This is a genomic window from Chitinophaga costaii (assembly GCF_900094705.1).
Classification (GTDB): Bacteria; Bacteroidota; Bacteroidia; order Chitinophagales; family Chitinophagaceae; genus Chitinophaga; species Chitinophaga costaii.
The window spans coordinates 99,271-118,012 of record NZ_FMAR01000005.1 but is presented as its reverse complement, the minus strand read 5'-3'; the positions used below and the strand labels follow the sequence as shown (position 1 = coordinate 118,012).

Here is an 18,742-nt window from a genome sequence, read left to right as displayed (position 1 = left end):
TAAAATTTGAACAAATATAATAAATTTAGATTATGTTTGTAGGGTGCTGGGGTTAGGCATGCTGTGTATTGCTGAAGCCATATCCTGACAAATGTTTACGTAACGATCTTTGAGAAAAACCGTTTTATCCTATGGAAGCCATTAAAAATCAAACCGGTAACATTATATTTGCCGGTATGACATACATGGCAGTCACCATTTATCAATCTGCTGAGCTGGCGGAAATTCTCATTGCCCGGCTGGTGAATATTGGCTACGAAGGGTTTGAGGAAAAGGAGCAGGAGTTGATCGCTTTTATTCCTTTTGATAATTACAGTGCCCAAGCATTGGAGGAAATACTGGGAGAGTATGGAATGGCTTACCAGGCCGAAGGCATGGCCGATACCAATTGGAACGCTGTTTGGGAAAGCAATTTTCAGCCGGTGCTGGTAGACGATTTTTGCGGTATCCGTGCCGGTTTTCATCCGCCTTTTGCGCCGCCTCCTACCCATGAAATCGTGATTACGCCGAAAATGTCATTTGGCACCGGGCATCATGCCACTACCTTTTCTATGATCAGGCTATTGAAAGGACTGCCGCTGGACGGTAAGCGGGTGTTTGATTTTGGTACGGGTACAGGCATACTGGCCATCCTGGCGGAAAAGCTGGGTGCTTCTCACATAGATGCCATCGATATTGATGAATGGGCGGTCAATAATACGCGGGAAAATATAGCCGCCAACGACTGCTATCATATAAACATCTATCAGGCCGATACGCTGGATGGCATAAATGACACATACGAGGTATTGCTTGCGAACATAAATCGTAATATTTTACTGGGGTTCATGGGGGCAATGCGCCGCCTATTACAACCTGGTGGCACCCTGCTGCTGAGCGGCATACTTACTTCTGATATACCTGTAATTTTAGCATCGGCAGCACAGCACGGATTTATTCAGCAACAACAAGTAGAAAAAGATAATTGGGTGGCGATGGCACTCGTAGCGGCCTGATGTGAAATATTAAAAATATATACTATGAAATCCCTTGATTAACTAAGTTTTGGATTATTTCCAGGTCATATTTTGACAATCCTTTAACACTTTATTACTTATCTTCGTTACCTAACTTATCGTGATGACTGAATTCTTGCTATTGATCTGTGCCTATTTGATTGGCTCTATTCCCACAGCAGTGTGGGTGAGTAAGGGTGTATTCGGAATGGATATCCGGGAATATGGCAGTGGAAATGCAGGTGCTACGAATACTTTCCGTGTGCTGGGTCCTAAGGCGGGCAGTTTCGTTATGCTGATAGACATGCTGAAAGGCGTGTTGGCTGTAAGGCTTTCCTACATGCTCAATTTTTACGATAATCCTGATCATCTCACTGAGCTGGTAAATTTTCAGATTGGCCTGGGTCTGGTAGCCGTGATCGGGCATATTTTTCCTATCTGGGCAAGTTTTCGTGGCGGTAAAGGTATTGCCACCCTGTTTGGCCTGGTATTGGCCATACAGCCTTTGGTAGCCCTTAGTTGTGTAGGCGTATTCCTGCTTATCTTGTTCCTTACCCGTTATGTTTCACTCAGTTCTATTATTGCCAGCATAGCTTTTCCGGTACTTATCCTGTATATTTTTAATGAGCAGGAACTTTATTACCGCGTATTTGCCATTGCCGTGGCGCTGATGGTGGTTCTTACCCACCAGAAGAATATTGTTCGCTTGTTTAACGGGAATGAAAACAAGGTGCCCTTGTTCCGCAACCGGAGCATGTTTCGCCGAAATAATGAAGAATAACCAACCTGAAATAATATTGGAAAGCCATCCTAAGGGGTGGCTTTTTTTATGGAGTAATATGGGTGCAGTGCTGCTTTATAATTTTTATATTATTAAAAAATTACCGGCTTATGGCTGACCGTGAAGGGCATAAATTTTGCGTTCTTTGCAGTAACATTGCAATAGTATACACATCATTTATACTGTACTGATATATGAAAAAATATTCTCTCCTGCTTGCAGGTGCTTTTATGCTAACAGCCTGTTCCCGGGTTCCTATCACCGGTCGCAAGCAATTAAACCTTATCCCGGAAAGCACCATGAATACGATGGCGCTCCAGGAATACCAGACTTTTTTATCCTCCAATAAAACGGTGTCTTCCGGTACCAGTGGCGATGCCCAGATGGTGCAGCGGGTAGGTCGCCGTATAGCCGATGCCGTTACCCAATACATGACCAAGCAGGGATTGCAGGCCCAGATTGCTGATTACAAATGGGAGTTTAACCTGGTAAGTAGCAAGGAAGTGAATGCCTGGTGTATGCCGGGCGGCAAAGTGGTGGTGTACACTGGCTTATTGCCAGTTACCCAGAACGAAACGGCACTTGCCTGTGTTTTGGGGCATGAGATATCGCATGCCATTGCGCGGCATGGAAACGAGCGTATGAGCCAGGGCCTGGTGGCGCAGGGAATACAGATAGCTGGTTCGGTAGCATTGAATAGAAACCCGGTGGCACAAAACCTGTTCAATCAATCTTATGGGGTGGCTAGCCCACTGGGGTTATTGGCCTATTCCCGCCAGAACGAGCTGGAGGCAGATCACCTGGGAATTATATTCATGGCCATGGCGGGTTACGATCCGCAGCAGGCCATACCTTTCTGGCAGCGTATGGCGGCCCAATCTGGTTCCAAGCCCAATGAGTTAATAAGTACCCACCCCAGCGATGATAGACGTATTGCGGAGTTACAGCGGGAAATGCCGGAAGCGATGCGGTATTATAAAAAGCCAGTGTAAATTTTCACCACACATAAACAATTCCCGCAGTCCTATGGATGGCGGGAATTGTTTTTTATAGGCAGGGTGATGTCGACTTTATGATTCGAGGACTTTATCGGGTAATATGTCTACTACTTTGCGTTGTTTATGTATTTTCATTTTCTCCGGTATCTGGGAGAGGATTTCTTTTTTGAAGGCTTCGATCAGTGCTTGTTTAATGAAGTAACGGTGAGTTACCAGGCTAATCTCGCGCACAGGTTCGGGCGACTTGAAATATCGTACCATGCTGAGCTGGCGCTGGGTAAGATCTTGCAAGGAAAGTTCTGGCAGGATGGTAAAGCCTTCATTCAGATCTACCATGCGTTTTAAGGTTTCCACGCTGCCGGTGTTATACTCCAGGTTTTTATATTCGCCCATGGTGAATTTGTCGCGGCATATATTGAGCACCTGGTTGCGCATGCAATGTCCTTCGTTGAGCAGCCATACTTCTTTTACATCCAGGTCTTCTGGTTTAATGACTTTTTTCTCAAATAGCTTATTGGATTTGGAAGTATATACCACAAACGATTCGTAAAATAGCTGATGCTCTTCGATATGCTGGTTGTGCAGGGGAGTGGCCAGTACACCGCAATCCAATAGCTCTTGTTTCAAGTGTTGTACGATCTGTTCGGTGGGGTATTCCCATATCTCCAATTTTACTTTGGGATATTTTTTCATGAAAGCCGTGAGAATACGCGGTAGCAGGTAAGGCGCCAAGGTAGGAATAATGCCTACGCGCAGGTTGCCCTGTATCTCTTTTTTCTGATCGGAAATGATCTCCCGGATGCGGGCATTTTCCTTGATGATCACGCGGCCCTGCGCTACTATTGCACTGCCAATTTCCGTTGGCACCACGGGCAGTTTGCTACGATCAAATATTTTAATACCCAATTCATCTTCCAGCTTTTGTATTTGCATACTCAGCGTGGGTTGTGTCACAAAACACTTTTCTGCGGCTACGACAAAACTCCGGTATGTCTCCACTGCCACGATGTATTCCAATTGTACGGTTGTCATAGGCCAAAATTATCAATGCAAAGGTATTGATAAAATCTATCAATATTCAATATCTTATAAATTATTACACAGATGGGCAAGGTGTCGTAAAATGCATGGGAAGGCTAGTAGGATGCGCAAATGCTGGGGTTCTGTTCTTGCTTTATACACTACCCGGAACCTTATTGTGCTGCCGTGCATGTAGCTGTAAAGCGGCTATTCAGTGCAGCCGGTACGACTTATTTTTTGGGGCTTTGTGGTTTGAGTACAAGTTTTTTGCAGGCTGTGTAATGCAAGCGAAGAGGCGGCTTTCATGGAGCAGCATACAGCAGGCTTTTGTGCTGGTATACAACAAAAACGGCGAACGGTATAAACCATCGCCGTTTTTATGGTGTAAACAGGTTGATGCAATTGGTCTATAATACGCGGTAGCGGTATTTGATTTTATCCGTATTAATGTACAGTTCCTTAATGTTGATAGAAGCTTGTATTTCGTTTACCGCTTCTGTTTTAAGGTCGCGGAACTCGGCTTGTTTTGTTTCGATGGTGCTTTTATCGCTCAAACCGTTGTCCTGTGCCAGTTTCAGGGAAATATTCACCTTGGAGTAATAAGAATCCAGCAGGGTGAAATATTCGTTGTACAGGTTTTCAAAGCGCTTGCTTTGCAGCACCAGGTCTTCCATCTGGTTATTCACTTCCTTCAGGTTAGGATTTTCGCGCAGTAGTTTTTCGTAGTCAATTTTTTTGCCCACAGTATATTTTGTTTCCAGGTCGCTGAAAAAGTCGATCACTTTGTCTTTCTTGAAATCGAAAAAGAAGGTGTTTAGTGTTTCACCGATGGATTTATTGCCTCTTTCCGGCAGTTTAAATTTGAGTACGCTGGCGGTGAACATCAGGTGATCGTAGAGATTGTCTTGCAGCAGGTTTAACTGATCTTTATTGAAGTTCAGGCCATATTCAAATTTCTGATTAGCGTCGTTGAGGGCGGCGTAGTAGATCACATATTTATTGAGTTCCTTTTCAAAACTGGCCAGGGCTTCTTTGCTGATGGCTTTGTTGTTCACACTTACAGCGTGCAGGAAGTTCATGATCGAGTTGGCAATGGCCAGGGGCGGGGTCAGCGAGGTGAAGCTCTGAAAAATAGGGCTGCTGATGATAGACATGGTAGATTCCATGATCTTGCCACCACGGTCGTTTTTCTCAGTCTTGCCTTTGAGGATCACTTTTTGAACCAGTTCAGAAATACGGTCGCTGTAAGAAAAGCCAAGGGCTTTGCTCTCCGGGTTATTGAGCGAAGTGATGAAAACATCTAAATTGTTAGTAGTAGTTCTGGATTTAAGGTCAATGATTTTTTTATTCATCAGGTAGTACGTTTCGCTGGCATTGATAATGTTATTTTTTATCAGCTCGTACTTGGTGATGTTGTCTACCTCGCGTCCTTGCAACAGGCTTTGGATAACGTTGGAGTTTTGCCGGTCGTTGTCCTGCACCTGTTGCAATTGCTCCATCATTTTCCGGAGGGTAGTATCTTGTGCTTGTTTTGATACCAATGGTTTGGGTACATCGGGATCTTGAGCGTAAGCGGTAAAAGTGGCTCCTGTAAAAATAAAGCTTAAAATAAGCAGGCTTTTAAAGCGCATGTTCCGCAGTTTTTTTACAAATATACCCCTAAAAGGCACTTGTTGAGGCGGGTGATCTAGCAGGGGTGTTTGTAGGTTTGTTTCCGGCTTATGAAGCATGGTGTGTCAGCTTTTTTAACATGTTTTTAAAGAAAATATAATGCCAAAATGATGATGGGCAAAGATAATAATGTATTTTATGAATGTGTAAAATACATATCTAATAGTTGTTATGGATAGAGTTAGGTTAATTTTTTATAGGTAATTAAGAATAAATCTATCCGTAGATTGCGGACTAATTCATAATGTTCGTGAATAGAAAAGACCAATGGCAGTTAGCTAAAAAATACCTGCGGTACCGTTTTGGTGCAGGTAATCGGCATTCGGTACACTCGCCTTTTGTTTACGCCATTGCAGATAAGCTGTTACGGGACCACAAGCCCCAGGCGGCTTTCCGGCAGATAGAAGGTTTGCGTAAGTCGTTGTTGTCCAGCAAGGAAACTGTAACCGTAACCGACCTGGGCGCTGGTTCCCAGGTAGCGGGGGGCAACGTGCGCCGTATCAGCGATATTACAAAGTATGCCGCCAAGCCGGCCAAATTTGGCCAATTCTTTTACCGCGCCGTGGCTTATTTTCAACCCAAATATTTGCTGGAACTAGGCACTTCCATGGGTCTCAGTACGGCTTATATGGCTAGCGCCAACCCGGCCGCCACTGTAATTACCATTGAGGGTTGTCCTAATATTACGCAAAAAGCCAAAGAAAACTTTGCCCGCCTGGGACTGCAAAACATCCGGCAGGTAACGGGCAATTTCGATACCGTGCTGCCCGAGGTGCTGGACACCATTCCTTCGCTGGATTGGGTATTTATTGACGGCAACCATCGCGCAGCGCCCACTATGGCCTATTTCGAAGCATGCCTGCCCAAAGTGCATGACGATACGGTGCTTATCTTTGACGATATTCACTGGACGGCAGATATGGAAAAAGCGTGGGATTACATCAAGTCTCACCCGCAGGTGACTACTACGATAGACCTGTTTTTTATAGGGTTGGTATTTTTCAAAAAAGACATGAAGGCCAGGCAGCATTACGTGCTTAAATATTAAACGCAGATCGCCCGCAGACACTAGGTTGCGGGCGATCTACTTTTATAGGTGTTTTGCGTAATTACGCGATGGCTTTCATGCTGTCTTTGGCTGCGGCAATTGTTTTGTCCAAGTCTTCCTGCGACAGTGCATTGGAAATAAACCAGCTTTCAAATGCGGAAGGTGGCAGGTACACGCCGCGTTCTAGCATAGCGTGGAAGAAAAGTTTAAACAGTTCATTGTTGGCCCCCGCTGCCGCCGTAAAATCAATGATGGGATATTCTGCAAAATGCACGCTCATCATAGAGCCCAACTGATTTACCTGGTGTACGATACCGGCTTCGGTAAAAACTTGCTTGAGGCCTTGCACCAGGTAAGCAGACTTTTCTTCCAGTTGTGTATAAATTTCCGGGTGCAGGTCCAGTGTAGAGAGCATGGTATAACCAGCGATCATGGCGATGGGGTTGCCGCTCAGGGTACCTGCCTGGTATACCTTTCCAACCGGGGCTACCCATTCCATGATTTCTTTGCGTCCGGCAAATGCGCCAACTGGCATGCCGCCGCCGATGATCTTACCAAAGGTGAGGAGGTCGGCCCGGATGCCCAGGCGTTCCTGCGCGCCGCCCCTTGCCAGGCGGAAACCGGTCATTACTTCATCAAAAATAAGGAGGATGTGATGGGTATCACATAGCGTGCGAAGGCCTTCCAGGAAGCCCGGCTGAGGCAGAATGCAGCCCATATTGCCCGCCACTGGCTCTACGATGATAGCGGCAATACTGTCTGGATTTTCTTCTATCAATTGTTGTACGGCGGGCAGGTTGTTGTACGGCGCGGTAAGGGTATCGTTGGCCACGGCCTGTGTAACGCCGGGGATAGACTGAATATCCAGCGTAGCCACGCCGCTACCAGCGCTAACAAGGAAGCTGTCTGCATGCCCATGATAGTTACCCTCAAACTTGATGAACTTATTTTTGCCGGTGTAGCCACGTGCTATGCGCAGGGCAGACATGCAGGCTTCGGTACCGGAATTTACCATACGCACCATGTCTATATTAGGCACCATACTTACTATAAGCTCCGCCATTTTTATTTCCAGTTCCGTAGGTGTACCGAAAGAAGTGGAGTAGGTAGCATATTCCTGTATGGCTTTCAGCACTGGCTCGTAGGCATGGCCCAGTATCATGGGCCCCCAGGAGTTGATGTAATCCAGGTAGGTATTTCCATCTACATCGTGCAGATAGGCCCCTTTGGCCGATTGCATGAACACGGGGCTGCCTCCTACGCCTTTAAACGCGCGTACGGGGGAATTTACTCCGCCGGGTATTACCTGGCGGGCTCTTTCGAATAAGGTCTGGCTATTTTGGAACATGGCGGTAAGTTAGTAGTTGTTGATCAATTTAGCCGCTTCCTTGGCATAGTAGGTAGCGATCAGGTCGGCACCTGCGCGCTTCATGCTGGTGAAGCTTTCAATGAATGCCTTTTCTTCGTTTAGCCATCCCCGTTGTGCCGCTGCTTTAATCATGGCATATTCGCCGCTTACATGATATGCGCTCACGGGTACGTTTACGCGGTCTTTAATGATGCGCATAATATCCAGGTATGCCATAGCGGGTTTTACCATCACGATATCGGCGCCTTCTTCAATATCCATAAGGGTTTCCTTAATGGCTTCGCGGCTGTTGGCGTAGTCCATCTGGTAGGTTTTTTTATCGCCGAAACCGGGGGCGGAATCCAGTGCATCGCGGAAGGGGCCGTAAAAACAGGAGGCATATTTGGCGCTGTAGGCCATGATGCCGGTATGTACGAAGTGATGGTCTTCCAATATTTGGCGGATGGCCAGGGTGCGGCCGTCCATCATATCGCTGGGGGCTACAAAATCGGCGCCGGCCTGTGCGTGGCTGAGGCTCATGCGGGTGAGCACGTCTACGGTGGCGTCGTTTACGATGGTTTCGCCTTCAACGATGCCATCGTGGCCGTAAATAGAATAAGGGTCTAGTGCAACGTCTGTCATCACAATCATTTCCGGCAACGCGTCTTTAATGGCGCGGATGCTGCGTTGCATGAGTCCATCGGGATTTACGGCTTCGGTGCCTTTGTTGTCTTTCAGTTCATCGGGACATTTGATGAAGAGTAAAACGCTTTTAACGCCCAGGCTCCACAATTCTTTTACTTCTGTGATGGTGCCATCGATAGACCGGCGGAATGAGCCGGGCATAGAACTAATTTCTTCTGTTACGTGATTGCCTTCGGTCACAAATAGTGGGGCAATAAAATCGGATGGTTTCAAAAAATTTTCGGCCACCATGCTACGGATGGCGGGTGATGTTCTGAGTATCCTGTTACGTCTGATCATGATATATATTTTGCACGGGCGGCTTTCGCTGTCCGCTGTGGAAAATGCATTATTGCGCCCACTGACGTGGTTGTAAATACGCCACCAATTGGGCTTCTGGGCTACCAGGCTGTGGGTGGTAGTCGTATTCCCAACGGGCCAGTGGCGGCAGGCTCATTAAAATAGATTCAATGCGGCCGTTGGTTTTCAGGCCAAACAAGGTACCCCGGTCGTGGATGAGATTAAACTCCACATAACGCCCGCGCCGGTAAGCCTGCCAGTTGCGGTGAGCCTGGGTATATACCTTGTCTTTGGTACGCTGCACAATAGGCAGATAAGCTTCCAGAAAGGCCTCTCCATTCGCTTTAGAGAATGCCAGGCGGGCCTGAGCGTCTGTAGTATCGTTGGGCCGCAGGTAATCGAAGAAGATACCACCAATGCCCCGGGCTTCATTGCCCCGGTGTTTGTTGATGAAATACTCGTCGCAGGCCTGTTTGTATTTCGGGTAAAGGGCTGTCCCGAAAGGATCGCAGGCGTTTTTAAAGGTTTGGTGAAAGTGAATGCCATCACCTTCATCGAGGTAGTAAGGGGTAAGGTCGGCGCCGCCGCCAAACCAACTGTCTTTTAGCAAGCCGTTGGCATCATACAGTTCGAAGTAGCGGAAATTGGCGTGTACGGTGGGTACAAAGGGATTGAGCGGGTGCATAACCAGGGAAATACCGGCTGCCAGGAAATTGGAATCAGTTACATTAAATTGCCTGGCCATGGCTTCCGGCAGCTCGCCGTGTACTACGGAAGTGCTTACGCCGCCTTTTTCAAACACCTTCCCATCGGCGATCACGCGGGTTTTTCCGCCGCCGCCACCCGGGCGCTCCCAGGCGTCTTCGCGAAATGCCGCCTGGCCGTCTATCTCCTCAAACGCTGCACAGATGCGGTCTTGAAGTGAATGTATGAAGGTGATGAATTCGTTTTTTACTGACATGTGAACGGGTAATGTTAGGTATTATATACCAGGTGCAGCGATGGAAGTGTTGGTATATTTGCCATCCGCTGTTTGGCTACTGGTACATTTTAATGTTGGTATGCTTTTATTGTTTCAACGAAGGCACGTGCATGGTCTACGGGTACGTTTGGCAAAATGCCGTGACCCAGGTTGGCAATGTGGCGATGAGGGCCAAATTCCTGTAGCATCCGTTTAGTGGCTTTTTCTATTTCCGGAATGGGCGCCAGCAGGTTGGCCGGGTCAAAATTGCCTTGCAAGGTTACCTGAGAGCCAGCCATCTGGCGGGCCAATTGTGGCTTAATACCCCAGTCTATGCCCAACCCGGAGGCTCCTGTGGCGGCCATTTCTTCCAGTGCAAACCAGGCACCTTTGGCGAATACGATGACCGGTGCGATGTCTTTCAGCGCGGCCACGATCTGGCGGATGTATTGTAAAGAAAAATTTTCAAAGTCGTGTGGGCTTAACAGGCCGCCCCAGGAATCAAATATTTGCACGGTATCGGCGCCGGACCTGATTTGTTCGCGTAGGTAAGCGATAGTAGTATCGGTAATCATTTGCAGCAGCGCGTGGGCTACGGCGGGTTGTTGAAAGCAAAAGCCTTTGGCCTCGTCGAAGGTTTTGGAGCCTTTGCCCTGCACCATGTAACAAAGAATGGTAAACGGGGCGCCGGCAAAACCGATCAGCGGTACGCGGCCATTCAATGTTTTTTTGATCAGTTGCAGCGCCTCGAATACATAACTCAGGCGATCATTTACATCGGGTACCTGTATGCGTTTCAGGTCTTCTGCAGTTTTGATGGGATGGGGCAGCAGTGGGCCTAGTTTTTCGATCAGTTGTACTTCCAGGCCCATGGCCTGGGGTACTACCAGGATGTCAGAAAAAAGAATGGCGGCGTCTACGCCTACCTGGTCTACCGGCATCACCGTAATTTCAGTGGCCAGCTCCGGTGTCTGGCAGCGTTCGAAGAAAGAATATTTATCGCGCAGTTTGATGTAGTCTGGCAGGAAGCGACCGGCTTGTCGCATCATCCATACTGGTGTGCGGCTGGTTTTTTCGCCCCGTAATGCTTGTAACAAAAGATTGTTCTTTAATGCGCTCATGCGTTGCTGTTGTAATGATGTTCTAAATGATCGATAGCCATTTGCAGCAGGGTAGCGGCAGCCGGGTTATCGGCGGTAATAATATCGTTATGAGTAGTGGCCTGCAAGGCTGCGCCGGTGGTGTGTCCGATGGCAAAACACCGGGTAGTGGAGGGCAATGCATTCACCGAAAAAAAGCTTTTCACTGCGGTGGGGCTGAAGAAAAGCAGGGCATCGTAGTGATTATTTATTTTTTGTGGCGTGGCGGTATTATGATACACGATCCTTTCGGATACGTGGATACCGTTTTCGCGCAAACGTGTGGGAATGGTATCTCTCCGTTGATCGCCACAGAGGTAATACACTTCCTTCAGGGCTGGGAATTCCAGGAGCTGGGTGGCCAGCGCATCGGCATGAGGCGCTGTAAGCACCACCGTGGCTTGTTCTGGCAAAGCAGCGCGGGTAGCCCCTTCCAGGCAGGCAATCTGCCAATGGTGGTGAGGCGGTGTTATGTGGGCAAATGCCCTGGCCGCATTGGCACTGGTAAAAACCAGTAACGCATGGGCAGGGATAGCGGCCACAATACCAGCAACTGCTTCGTCAGCTAGCAGGGAAATGTCAATAAAATCCAGCATGTCCAGTTGCACGCCTGCGCGTGTGGCCAGCCCGGCCACGCCGGGGGATAAAACTTTGGTACTGAGTATGCGGAATGGTTTATTGAGCATTGCGCGACAAAGTTACGATGTCTGCGGCGCCCTGTTCCAGTAATATTTTGGCGGCGGCGGCGCCCAGGTCGTATGCCGTGGTGGCGTGTGCCGTACGTGCTATGGTGAGCGTTTGTGTGCCGTCGGGGCTGCACACTTCCCCATTAAACTGAATATTATTGTTCGTAGCTACATAGGCGTAGGCGCTGATCGGGGTGGTACAGCCGCCCATGAGCGTACGAAGGAAATCTCTTTCTATATGGGTGCAAAGCCGGGTAGGGGCGTGGTTAAAGGAGGTGCAGGCCTGGCGGGAAAATTTATCATCCTCGCGGCACACGGCCACCACGGCACCTTGTGCGGGTGCAGGCAGCATCCAGTCTAACTCCACTGCGTTGGCAGGGCGGAGGCCTATGCGTTCCAGGCCAGCTGCAGCGAAGATGGCCCCGTTCCAGGGTTCACTGTTTAATTTTTGCAGGCGGGTATTCACATTACCCCGCAGGTTATGCAACTGGTGTTGCGGGAAGCGGCGTAGCCACTGTGCCTTGCGGCGGGTGCTGCTGGTGGCAATGTGGGCCACGTAATCGGCCTGCTGCATCCAGCGAACGTCTTCTTTATATACCAGGAGATCCTTCACTGGACCACGTTCCAGGACGGCTGCGGTAACAATATTTTTGGGCATTTGGGTGGGTACGTCTTTGAGGGAATGTACCGCAATGTCTATACGGCCGCTGAGCAGGGCTGCATCCAGTGTTTTTGTAAAAATGCCTTGTACACCTATTTCATAAAGAGGCGTTACCAGGTCGATATCGCCTTCGCTTTTGATGGGTACCAGCACGGTGCTGTAACCGGCGGCGTGTAGTAAATCCTGTACCCGGTGGGCCTGCCATAATGCAAGCTGGCTTTCACGGGTTCCTATCCGAATCTGTTGTTGCATGTATTAATCCTGGTTCACACCGGCTTCAAAAATATCGTTGATCAATGCGATGTACTGGTCGCTCTTCTCTGTATCCCTGCGCACTTTTCCCGCCATCAGATTGATCATTTTTTGTATAATACGGGAAGAAACTTCTTCTATATCCTCTAATTGAAAACCGGCGTTATTTTTTTGTTGCTGAATTTCTTTGCTATGTATTTCCGTTAACTTCTCTTTCACGGCTTTAAGTACCACGGCGTGTTTGCGCATGCGGAACCAGTAGAGGAATTCCTGCATATGCTCATCAATAATGGCGATGGCTTTGGGAATTTCGTGTTGGCGCATTTGCAGGGTTTCATCCTGCACTTTTGAAAGTTCATCTACATTTACAACCTGCACATGGGGGAGTGTTCTTACTTTATCTTCCACGTTAAAGGGAATGGAAAGATCTATCACAAATTTGGGGGAAGTATTTTCGAAGTAGCGGGCCAATACGGTAGGTTGTGGAGCATTGGTGGCTACCAGTATTACGTCTGCTGCATGCAGTACAGGTTCCAGTGATTCTATGGGGGCGTGCTGCAAACCATGGGCACAGGCAAATTCTACTGCTGCGGCTGCGGTGCGGTTTACCAGGGTAATATTGGAAGTGCCCAGGTAATCCATCATGTTTTTGCAGGTATTGCGGCCTATCTTTCCTACGCCCAGCAATACGATGTTTTTATTTTTAATATCGGGTACCCTGTTTCCCAGCAAACGTACGGCAGCAAATGCTACAGATACGGTGCCGGCGCTGAGGGAGGTTTCATTCTTAATCAGTTTGGATACTTGTACCACACTGTTGACCAGTCTTTCCAGGAATCCGCCCAGGCATTGCTGTTGTTTGGAAAATTTGGCGGCGTTGCGTATCTGACCTACAACTTCATAATCACCCAGTATCTGAGAATCCAGCCCGGTGCCTACCTGATAGAGATGACGGATGGCTTCTTCCCCTTTTTTAACGTAAGCGATCTGTTCAAACTGTTCCAGGTTTCCATTGGTTTCCCGGCAGAGCAGTTCCATAAAATCTTGCGCCTGATTGGCAAAACCGTATATCTCCGTCCTGTTGCACGTAGAAAGTATGAAGAAGTCGTTTAGTTGCACACTCTTTCCATGAGCTAAAAGTTGTTCATACTGCGATGGATTGATCGCAAATAAACCACGGATAGCGGCATCTGTTTTTTTGTAATTAATCCCGACGACGAAAAAATTGGCTATATCTCTTGAATGACTGACCTGCATTTTCTTTCTAATAAGCTTCCGGATGCAAATGTACTTGCACGCATCGCAATGCCAACGGGGTAGCTGTCACTTGTATGTCATTTCTATCCCTGTAAAGTAAGTACACGGAAAAATGATTTTCGTCATCTTTACATTTAATGCTGGATTCAACAATTATATGACATTTGTTGTCCGGGAAACCCGTGTACAACAGGTTACATTTGCAGCAATTTCGGACAAGCACTAATATGGAAGCAGTAACAGACAAGGGGATCATTTTAATGAATTTAGGTTCGCCAGAGAGTACGGAGGTGCCCGATGTGAAGCGGTATCTGATGGAGTTTCTGATGGATAAAAAGGTGATTGATTATCCTTATCTGTTACGTTTATTACTGGTAGGCGGCATCATTGTACCGCGTCGTTCGCCCCAGAGTGCGGAGGCTTACAAACGTATTTGGTGGCCGGAAGGTTCGCCCCTGGTGGTGCTTACCAAGCAACTGCAAGCTGCTGTGCAGGACGAATTGCAAGACATACCCGTTACCATTGCCATGCGTTATGGCAATCCCTCTCCGCAAGCTGCTTATGATGAGCTGCTGGCTAAAAATCCCCGCTTAAAGGAGGTGATCTTGTTGCCCTTATATCCACATTACGCTATGTCTTCCTATGAAACGGCGGTGGATTATGCCAAGGCGATCCATAAAAGGAAAAAATACAAATTTAAACTAACCACCATACCACCTTATTACGGGAATGAGGATTACATACAGGCGCAGGCTGCTTGTATGCAACCTTATCTGGAACAAGACTATGATCATGTATTGTTTAGTTACCACGGGGTACCGGAAAGGCATATACGAAAAGGCGATATCACCAAAACGCATTGCCTGAAAGTGGATGATTGTTGCCATGTGGCATCGCCGGCGCACGAATTTTGTTATCGTCACCAGGTATTTCACACTTCCGAAAGGGTGGCTGCTGCACTGAACCTGCCCAAAGAGAAGTGGGGCATTTCTTTCCAGTCCCGGCTGGGAAAGGAGCAGTGGTTGCTACCATATACAGCCAGCCGCCTTACCGAGCTGCCCGCCGAAGGCAAGAAAAAATTGCTGGTGGTATGTCCGGCCTTTGTATCTGATTGCCTGGAAACCCTGGAGGAGATTGGTATGGAAGGCAAGCACAGTTTCCTGGAAAGCGGGGGGGAAAGCTTTACAATGATTCCCTGCATGAACCTGCATCCGATGTGGGTACAAGCTATTGGGAAATGGTGCAGGCAACTTATCCAACCATAAAGTTCAACAAAAACTATTTTTGCTCACATCCTTTGCTAGTTGCTCCGTCATTCTTTTGTGCTGTAAAGCCTATAGTGCTTAATTTTTTCAGATTATGAACAAGCAACATCCTGTTATCGTTGTGGGGGGGGGATTGTCCGGGCTTAGTCTGGGGTATGCCCTCCAGCAGCAAGGAGTTCCCTATCGTGTATTAGAAGCCTCCGGCCGTCCGGGAGGTGTGATTAAATCCCTGCATGTAGCGGGCTTTGAACTGGATGCAGGACCTAATAGCATTGCCATGTCGCCAGCGCTCCGCGCGTATTTTGAGGGGCTTGGCCTGGGTGAGCTGCTTGTAGAAGCCAGTGCAGCCGGCAAGCATCGTTTCCTGGTGCGCAATAACAAAGTACATGCTATATCTCCGCATCCCTTCAAGATTATTAGTTCCAGATTCCTGAGCGGGGCCGCGAAGTGGCGCTTATTCACTGAAATTTTCCGCAAGCGTGGTGCTGCCAATACAGAAGAAACTGTGGCGGATTTCGTGACGCGCCGGTTTGGGAAGGAGATAGCCACCTACGTTTTTGATCCGGTATTATCGGGCATTTATGCGGGCAATGTGGATCGCTTGTCTATACAGGAAGTAATGCCCATGCTGTCAGACTGGGAAAAGCAATATGGCAGTGTTATAAAAGGCATGATGAAAAGTAAAGGCATGGGAGGTCGAAAAATTGTGACGATGAAAGGGGGCAACGGGTTGCTGGCCGATAGGCTGGGAGCCTTACTGGGAAAGGATTTGCAACTGAATAATAAAGTTACCGGTGTATGGCTGGCCGAAGATGGGAGTTATGAACTGAGTGTTTCCATCAATGGGCTCGTGTCTACGCTCAAAGCATCGCAGGTGGTATTTGCCGCCCCGGCCTATGCCACGGCTTATGCCATTGAAACGTTGGACTACTCGCTGGCGGCTGCTTTGCGCCAGATCGAATACCCTGCTATGGGGGTGCTGCACCTGGGATATGATAAAAATGAGTTGCCAGCTATTCCCGATGGTTTTGGTTTTTTGGTGCCTTCCGCCGAGCAAAAACATTTTCTGGGCCTGATTTATAACAGTGCTATTTTCCCCTTTAAGGCACCGGAAGGCAAGGTGCTTTTTACGGTATTCATAGGTGGCGCCCAGCAACAGGAAGTATTACAGCAACCTGCCGAAATGTTGCAGCAGCAGGTGATTGCGGAAGTGAATGCCTTACTCGGTATAAAAGTACAGCCGGTCATGAAAAACTTCCAGGTATGGGAGAAGGCTATACCCCAGCTAAACGTAGGTTACGCGGAGGTGCGTAATAAAGTGGCCCGTTTCGAAGCGGGGCATCCGGGTCTGTATGTTGCGGGAAATTATGTGCAGGGTGTATCAGTACCCAATATTATTTCCAGCGCCGAAAAACTGGCGGGAAGGATCCGGGATGCGCAATAATTCCATGCCTTAGTGTTTATGCGCGGGAAACTGCGTATGCTTAAAGAAATTTTACAGAAAGCGCTGGAATGGCGCAGCACGGAATGATTTTTGAATAACGGGAAGCGATATAGCTGCAATAAGCCTTCAAATTCAACGTTTAAGGCCAAATACATAGCGGGAGCGTAGTTGGGGGTTGTCAATTTTAACGCCTATATTCGTTCCCATAAAAAGAAAATTACCAGGAATATGTTAAAAACGATTATGACATGGGCAGTGTTGGCAATGGGTACCGCGGCGGGTGTACAGGCGCAGGATACATTGCAGGTGCAGGGAACAACGCCCAATCTTTTCCTGTCGCATAAGGTCAGGAAAGGGGAAACTTTTTATAGCCTGAGCCGCGCATATGGATTGCCGGCCAAGGATATTGCCACGATCAATAAACTGCCTTTTGAAAAAGGAGTGCAAATAGGAGAGAGCGTGAAAATTCCGCTAACGGCGGCCAACTTCACCCAGGCAGCCAGCAGCGCCCCCGGCGCCAGCTTGCATCCGGTATACCACCGGGTGGCCGAAAAGGAAACGTTGTACCGGGTAAGCCAAAATTATAATAAAGTACCTATCGATAATATCCGTCACTGGAATAACTTTTCCGGCGATGGTTTGCAGAAAGACAGTTATGTAGTGATTGGTTATGTAAAAGGCGGCGCCAGTGCGGCTGCCCTGGCACATGGCGGTGTTGCATCCGTTCCCCCTGCCACGGTGGCACCACCACCACCGGTAGCTAGTACGGAACCGGCTGCCAAACCGCAGCCTTCCACTCCGGAGGTTTCTAAACCAGTAGCTACTACTCCGGCAGCAACAACTGCACCACCTGCTACCGCCACTCCTGCCAGCGATCCTGCCCCGGTGATTGCTATGCCGGTGAGTACGCCGGCTGGTGTGAGCTTTGAAAGTATTTTCAGCCAGCAAATCAAAGGTAAGGATGTAAAGACGGAGAAAGGTCCTGGCGGCTGGTTTAAGAGCAATGCGGTGTTAAATTCCGGCAAGTACTACGCGTTGCATAACTCCGCACCCCGTGGCACTATTATCAAAGTAACTAATCCGCTGAATGGTAAATTTATTTACGCCAAGGTGCTGGATGCTATCCCGCAACTGAAGCAGAATGCAGGACTTATCATTAAGCTGAGCGACGCTTCCATGGCGGCATTGTCTACTTCGGATGCTAAATTCTATTGTGAGCTGAGTTACGTGGAGTAATCATTACAGATTAAATATTTTTATCAATGGCCTGTTTTGCGACAGGCCTTTTTTTTATGCGAAGCGGTAACCTCTTAAAAATTCTTCCACTTCCATTTGTTTTTTGCCTTCCAGTTGCAGGGTTAGTATTTGTAAATATCCATCCGGGGTAGCGAATTTCAGGAAGGTCTTATGGTCGGAGAGCGGCGTTCCTGGCGCTTCCTGGGGGATAGTGAGTTCTTTTGCAGCTTTGAAGATCTTCAGTGTTTTATGGTGCAGCATTGTCCACGCGGTAGGATAGGGGCTAAGGCCGCGTACCAGGTTATAGATTTCGGCTACGGGTTTTTCCCAATTGATCTGGCAGTCTTCTTTAAAGATCTTTGGAGCATGTTTGGCATTGACTACCGTAGGCTGAGGGGTTTCCTGGAAATTGCCACTGGCAAGGGCTTCCACGGTTTTCAGCAGCAGGGAGGCGCCGGTTTGCATGAGGTCGTCGTGCAACTCACCAGCGGTTTCGTCTTCCCGGATGGGTACAGTAGCACTAAATAAGATATTACCGGTATCGATAGCCTGTTGCAATTTAAAGGTGGTAACGCCGGATTGTTTTTCGCCATTGATCACGGCCCAGTTGATCGGTGCTGCGCCGCGATAGTCAGGCAGCAGGGAAGCATGAACGTTGATAGTACCCATTGGTGGCATATTCCACACTACTTCCGGCAGCATACGAAAAGCCACCACCACTTGCAGGTCTGCCTGCAGGGCGCGGAGGGCGGCGAGAAACTCCTCATTTTTCAGTTTTTCCGGTTGTAATACCGGGATGTTATGGGCGGTAGCATATTTTTTCACCGCGCTTTCGCTGAGCTGTAGGCCGCGTCCGGCGGGCTTGTCCGGCGCAGTGATCACGCCTACAATGTTATAATGGTGCTGCACTAAGGTATCGAGGGAGGCCACCGCGAAGTCGGGTGTACCCATAAAAACGATGCGAATATTAGAATTTGCCATGGTGCCAATCGGTTT

Annotated in this window: 17 protein-coding genes; 7 read left to right on the top strand and 10 right to left on the bottom strand. The window is 48.3% G+C overall.

The features are described 5' to 3' along the window. Nucleotides 1-131: 131 nt before the first annotated feature. The 3 genes from prmA to GA0116948_RS09145 all read left to right on the top strand — a co-directional run bounded on the left by prmA (nt 132) and on the right by GA0116948_RS09145 (nt 2,768). A complete protein-coding gene (gene prmA / locus GA0116948_RS09155; RefSeq protein WP_089711330.1) occupies nt 132-995 on the top strand; it encodes a 50S ribosomal protein L11 methyltransferase in 864 nt (287 codons plus the stop codon). Between the two features lie 124 nt (nt 996-1,119). Beyond that, complete coding sequence (gene plsY / locus GA0116948_RS09150; RefSeq protein WP_089711328.1) at nt 1,120-1,776, top strand: glycerol-3-phosphate 1-O-acyltransferase PlsY; 657 nt, start codon at nt 1,120-1,122, stop codon at nt 1,774-1,776. Between the two features lie 194 nt (nt 1,777-1,970). Beyond that, nucleotides 1,971-2,768: a M48 family metallopeptidase gene (locus GA0116948_RS09145; RefSeq protein WP_089711326.1), complete on the top strand. Its 798-nt coding sequence runs from the start codon at nt 1,971-1,973 to the stop codon at nt 2,766-2,768. A 78-nt stretch (nt 2,769-2,846) separates the two neighbouring features. Here GA0116948_RS09145 and GA0116948_RS09140 read toward each other — a convergent pair whose 3' ends face one another. After that, nucleotides 2,847-3,806: a hydrogen peroxide-inducible genes activator gene (locus GA0116948_RS09140; protein WP_089711324.1), complete on the bottom strand. Its 960-nt coding sequence runs from the start codon at nt 3,804-3,806 to the stop codon at nt 2,847-2,849. Nucleotides 3,807-4,201: 395 nt separating this feature from the next. Further along, the gene (locus GA0116948_RS09135; RefSeq protein ID WP_123891758.1) at nt 4,202-5,425 is read right to left on the bottom strand and encodes a hypothetical protein; all 1,224 of its coding nucleotides are present in this window, start codon (nt 5,423-5,425) and stop codon (nt 4,202-4,204) included. A gap of 290 nt (nt 5,426-5,715) precedes the next feature. Here GA0116948_RS09135 and GA0116948_RS09130 point away from each other — a divergent pair, with 290 nt between their 5' ends. Continuing rightward, entirely contained in the window at nt 5,716-6,513 is a 798-nt protein-coding gene (locus GA0116948_RS09130; protein ID WP_240619191.1) for an O-methyltransferase, read from the top strand. Nucleotides 6,514-6,574: 61 nt separating this feature from the next. On the opposite strand, the gene hemL is transcribed toward GA0116948_RS09130, so the two are convergent. From hemL to hemA, 7 genes are all read right to left on the bottom strand, one after another. Continuing rightward, nucleotides 6,575-7,861, bottom strand: a complete 1,287-nt coding sequence (hemL, locus tag GA0116948_RS09125; protein WP_089711317.1) for a glutamate-1-semialdehyde 2,1-aminomutase — start codon at nt 7,859-7,861, stop codon at nt 6,575-6,577. 9 nt (nt 7,862-7,870) lie between these two features. Further along, nucleotides 7,871-8,845 carry a porphobilinogen synthase gene (gene hemB, locus GA0116948_RS09120; protein WP_089711315.1) on the bottom strand — a complete coding sequence of 325 codons (975 nt, stop codon included), beginning with the start codon at nt 8,843-8,845 and terminating at the stop codon, nt 7,871-7,873. 49 nt (nt 8,846-8,894) lie between these two features. Next, entirely contained in the window at nt 8,895-9,806 is a 912-nt protein-coding gene (hemF, locus tag GA0116948_RS09115) for an oxygen-dependent coproporphyrinogen oxidase (RefSeq protein WP_089711313.1), read from the bottom strand. 89 nt (nt 9,807-9,895) lie between these two features. After that, nucleotides 9,896-10,927, bottom strand: a complete 1,032-nt coding sequence (gene hemE, locus GA0116948_RS09110) for a uroporphyrinogen decarboxylase (RefSeq protein WP_089711310.1) — start codon at nt 10,925-10,927, stop codon at nt 9,896-9,898. After that, complete coding sequence (locus tag GA0116948_RS09105) at nt 10,924-11,631, bottom strand: uroporphyrinogen-III synthase (RefSeq protein WP_089711308.1); 708 nt, start codon at nt 11,629-11,631, stop codon at nt 10,924-10,926. Before GA0116948_RS09105 ends, hemE begins: the two co-directional genes overlap by 4 nt. After that, on the bottom strand, nt 11,621-12,544 hold the full coding sequence (gene hemC / locus GA0116948_RS09100; RefSeq protein ID WP_089711305.1) for a hydroxymethylbilane synthase: 924 nt from the start codon (nt 12,542-12,544) through the stop codon (nt 11,621-11,623). The genes GA0116948_RS09105 and hemC overlap by 11 nt, the downstream gene beginning before the upstream one ends. A 3-nt stretch (nt 12,545-12,547) precedes the next feature. Further along, a complete protein-coding gene (gene hemA / locus GA0116948_RS09095; RefSeq protein WP_089711303.1) occupies nt 12,548-13,801 on the bottom strand; it encodes a glutamyl-tRNA reductase in 1,254 nt (417 codons plus the stop codon). 227 nt (nt 13,802-14,028) lie between these two features. Here hemA and hemH point away from each other — a divergent pair, with 227 nt between their 5' ends. The 3 genes from hemH (at nt 14,029) to GA0116948_RS09080 (ending at nt 17,746) form a co-directional block, all read left to right on the top strand. Beyond that, the gene (gene hemH, locus GA0116948_RS09090; protein WP_089711301.1) at nt 14,029-15,066 is read left to right on the top strand and encodes a ferrochelatase; all 1,038 of its coding nucleotides are present in this window, start codon (nt 14,029-14,031) and stop codon (nt 15,064-15,066) included. Between the two features lie 94 nt (nt 15,067-15,160). Further along, complete coding sequence (hemG, locus tag GA0116948_RS09085) at nt 15,161-16,510, top strand: protoporphyrinogen oxidase (protein WP_089711300.1); 1,350 nt, start codon at nt 15,161-15,163, stop codon at nt 16,508-16,510. 228 nt (nt 16,511-16,738) lie between these two features. Next, nucleotides 16,739-17,746 (top strand): LysM peptidoglycan-binding domain-containing protein, encoded by a 1,008-nt coding sequence (locus tag GA0116948_RS09080; RefSeq protein WP_089711298.1) that lies wholly within the window; start codon nt 16,739-16,741, stop codon nt 17,744-17,746. Nucleotides 17,747-17,800: 54 nt separating this feature from the next. On the opposite strand, the gene fmt is transcribed toward GA0116948_RS09080, so the two are convergent. Then, nucleotides 17,801-18,727: a methionyl-tRNA formyltransferase gene (fmt, locus tag GA0116948_RS09075; RefSeq protein WP_240619190.1), complete on the bottom strand. Its 927-nt coding sequence runs from the start codon at nt 18,725-18,727 to the stop codon at nt 17,801-17,803. Nucleotides 18,728-18,742: the final 15 nt, after the last annotated feature.

Coding starts and splice junctions, on each gene's coding strand:
- GA0116948_RS09080 (WP_089711298.1), top strand. CDS start 16,739: ATGTTAAAAACGATTATGACATGGGCAGTGTTGGCAATGGGTACCGCG.
- hemL (WP_089711317.1), bottom strand. CDS start 7,861: ATGTTCCAAAATAGCCAGACCTTATTCGAAAGAGCCCGCCAGGTAATA.
- hemH (WP_089711301.1), top strand. CDS start 14,029: ATGGAAGCAGTAACAGACAAGGGGATCATTTTAATGAATTTAGGTTCG.
- plsY (WP_089711328.1), top strand. CDS start 1,120: ATGACTGAATTCTTGCTATTGATCTGTGCCTATTTGATTGGCTCTATT.
- GA0116948_RS09145 (WP_089711326.1), top strand. CDS start 1,971: ATGAAAAAATATTCTCTCCTGCTTGCAGGTGCTTTTATGCTAACAGCC.
- GA0116948_RS09105 (WP_089711308.1), bottom strand. CDS start 11,631: ATGCTCAATAAACCATTCCGCATACTCAGTACCAAAGTTTTATCCCCC.
- prmA (WP_089711330.1), top strand. CDS start 132: ATGGAAGCCATTAAAAATCAAACCGGTAACATTATATTTGCCGGTATG.
- fmt (WP_240619190.1), bottom strand. CDS start 18,727: ATGGCAAATTCTAATATTCGCATCGTTTTTATGGGTACACCCGACTTC.
- hemB (WP_089711315.1), bottom strand. CDS start 8,845: ATGATCAGACGTAACAGGATACTCAGAACATCACCCGCCATCCGTAGC.
- hemA (WP_089711303.1), bottom strand. CDS start 13,801: ATGCAGGTCAGTCATTCAAGAGATATAGCCAATTTTTTCGTCGTCGGG.
- GA0116948_RS09135 (WP_123891758.1), bottom strand. CDS start 5,425: ATGCGCTTTAAAAGCCTGCTTATTTTAAGCTTTATTTTTACAGGAGCC.
- hemG (WP_089711300.1), top strand. CDS start 15,161: ATGAACAAGCAACATCCTGTTATCGTTGTGGGGGGGGGATTGTCCGGG.
- hemF (WP_089711313.1), bottom strand. CDS start 9,806: ATGTCAGTAAAAAACGAATTCATCACCTTCATACATTCACTTCAAGAC.
- GA0116948_RS09140 (WP_089711324.1), bottom strand. CDS start 3,806: ATGACAACCGTACAATTGGAATACATCGTGGCAGTGGAGACATACCGG.
- hemC (WP_089711305.1), bottom strand. CDS start 12,544: ATGCAACAACAGATTCGGATAGGAACCCGTGAAAGCCAGCTTGCATTA.
- hemE (WP_089711310.1), bottom strand. CDS start 10,927: ATGAGCGCATTAAAGAACAATCTTTTGTTACAAGCATTACGGGGCGAA.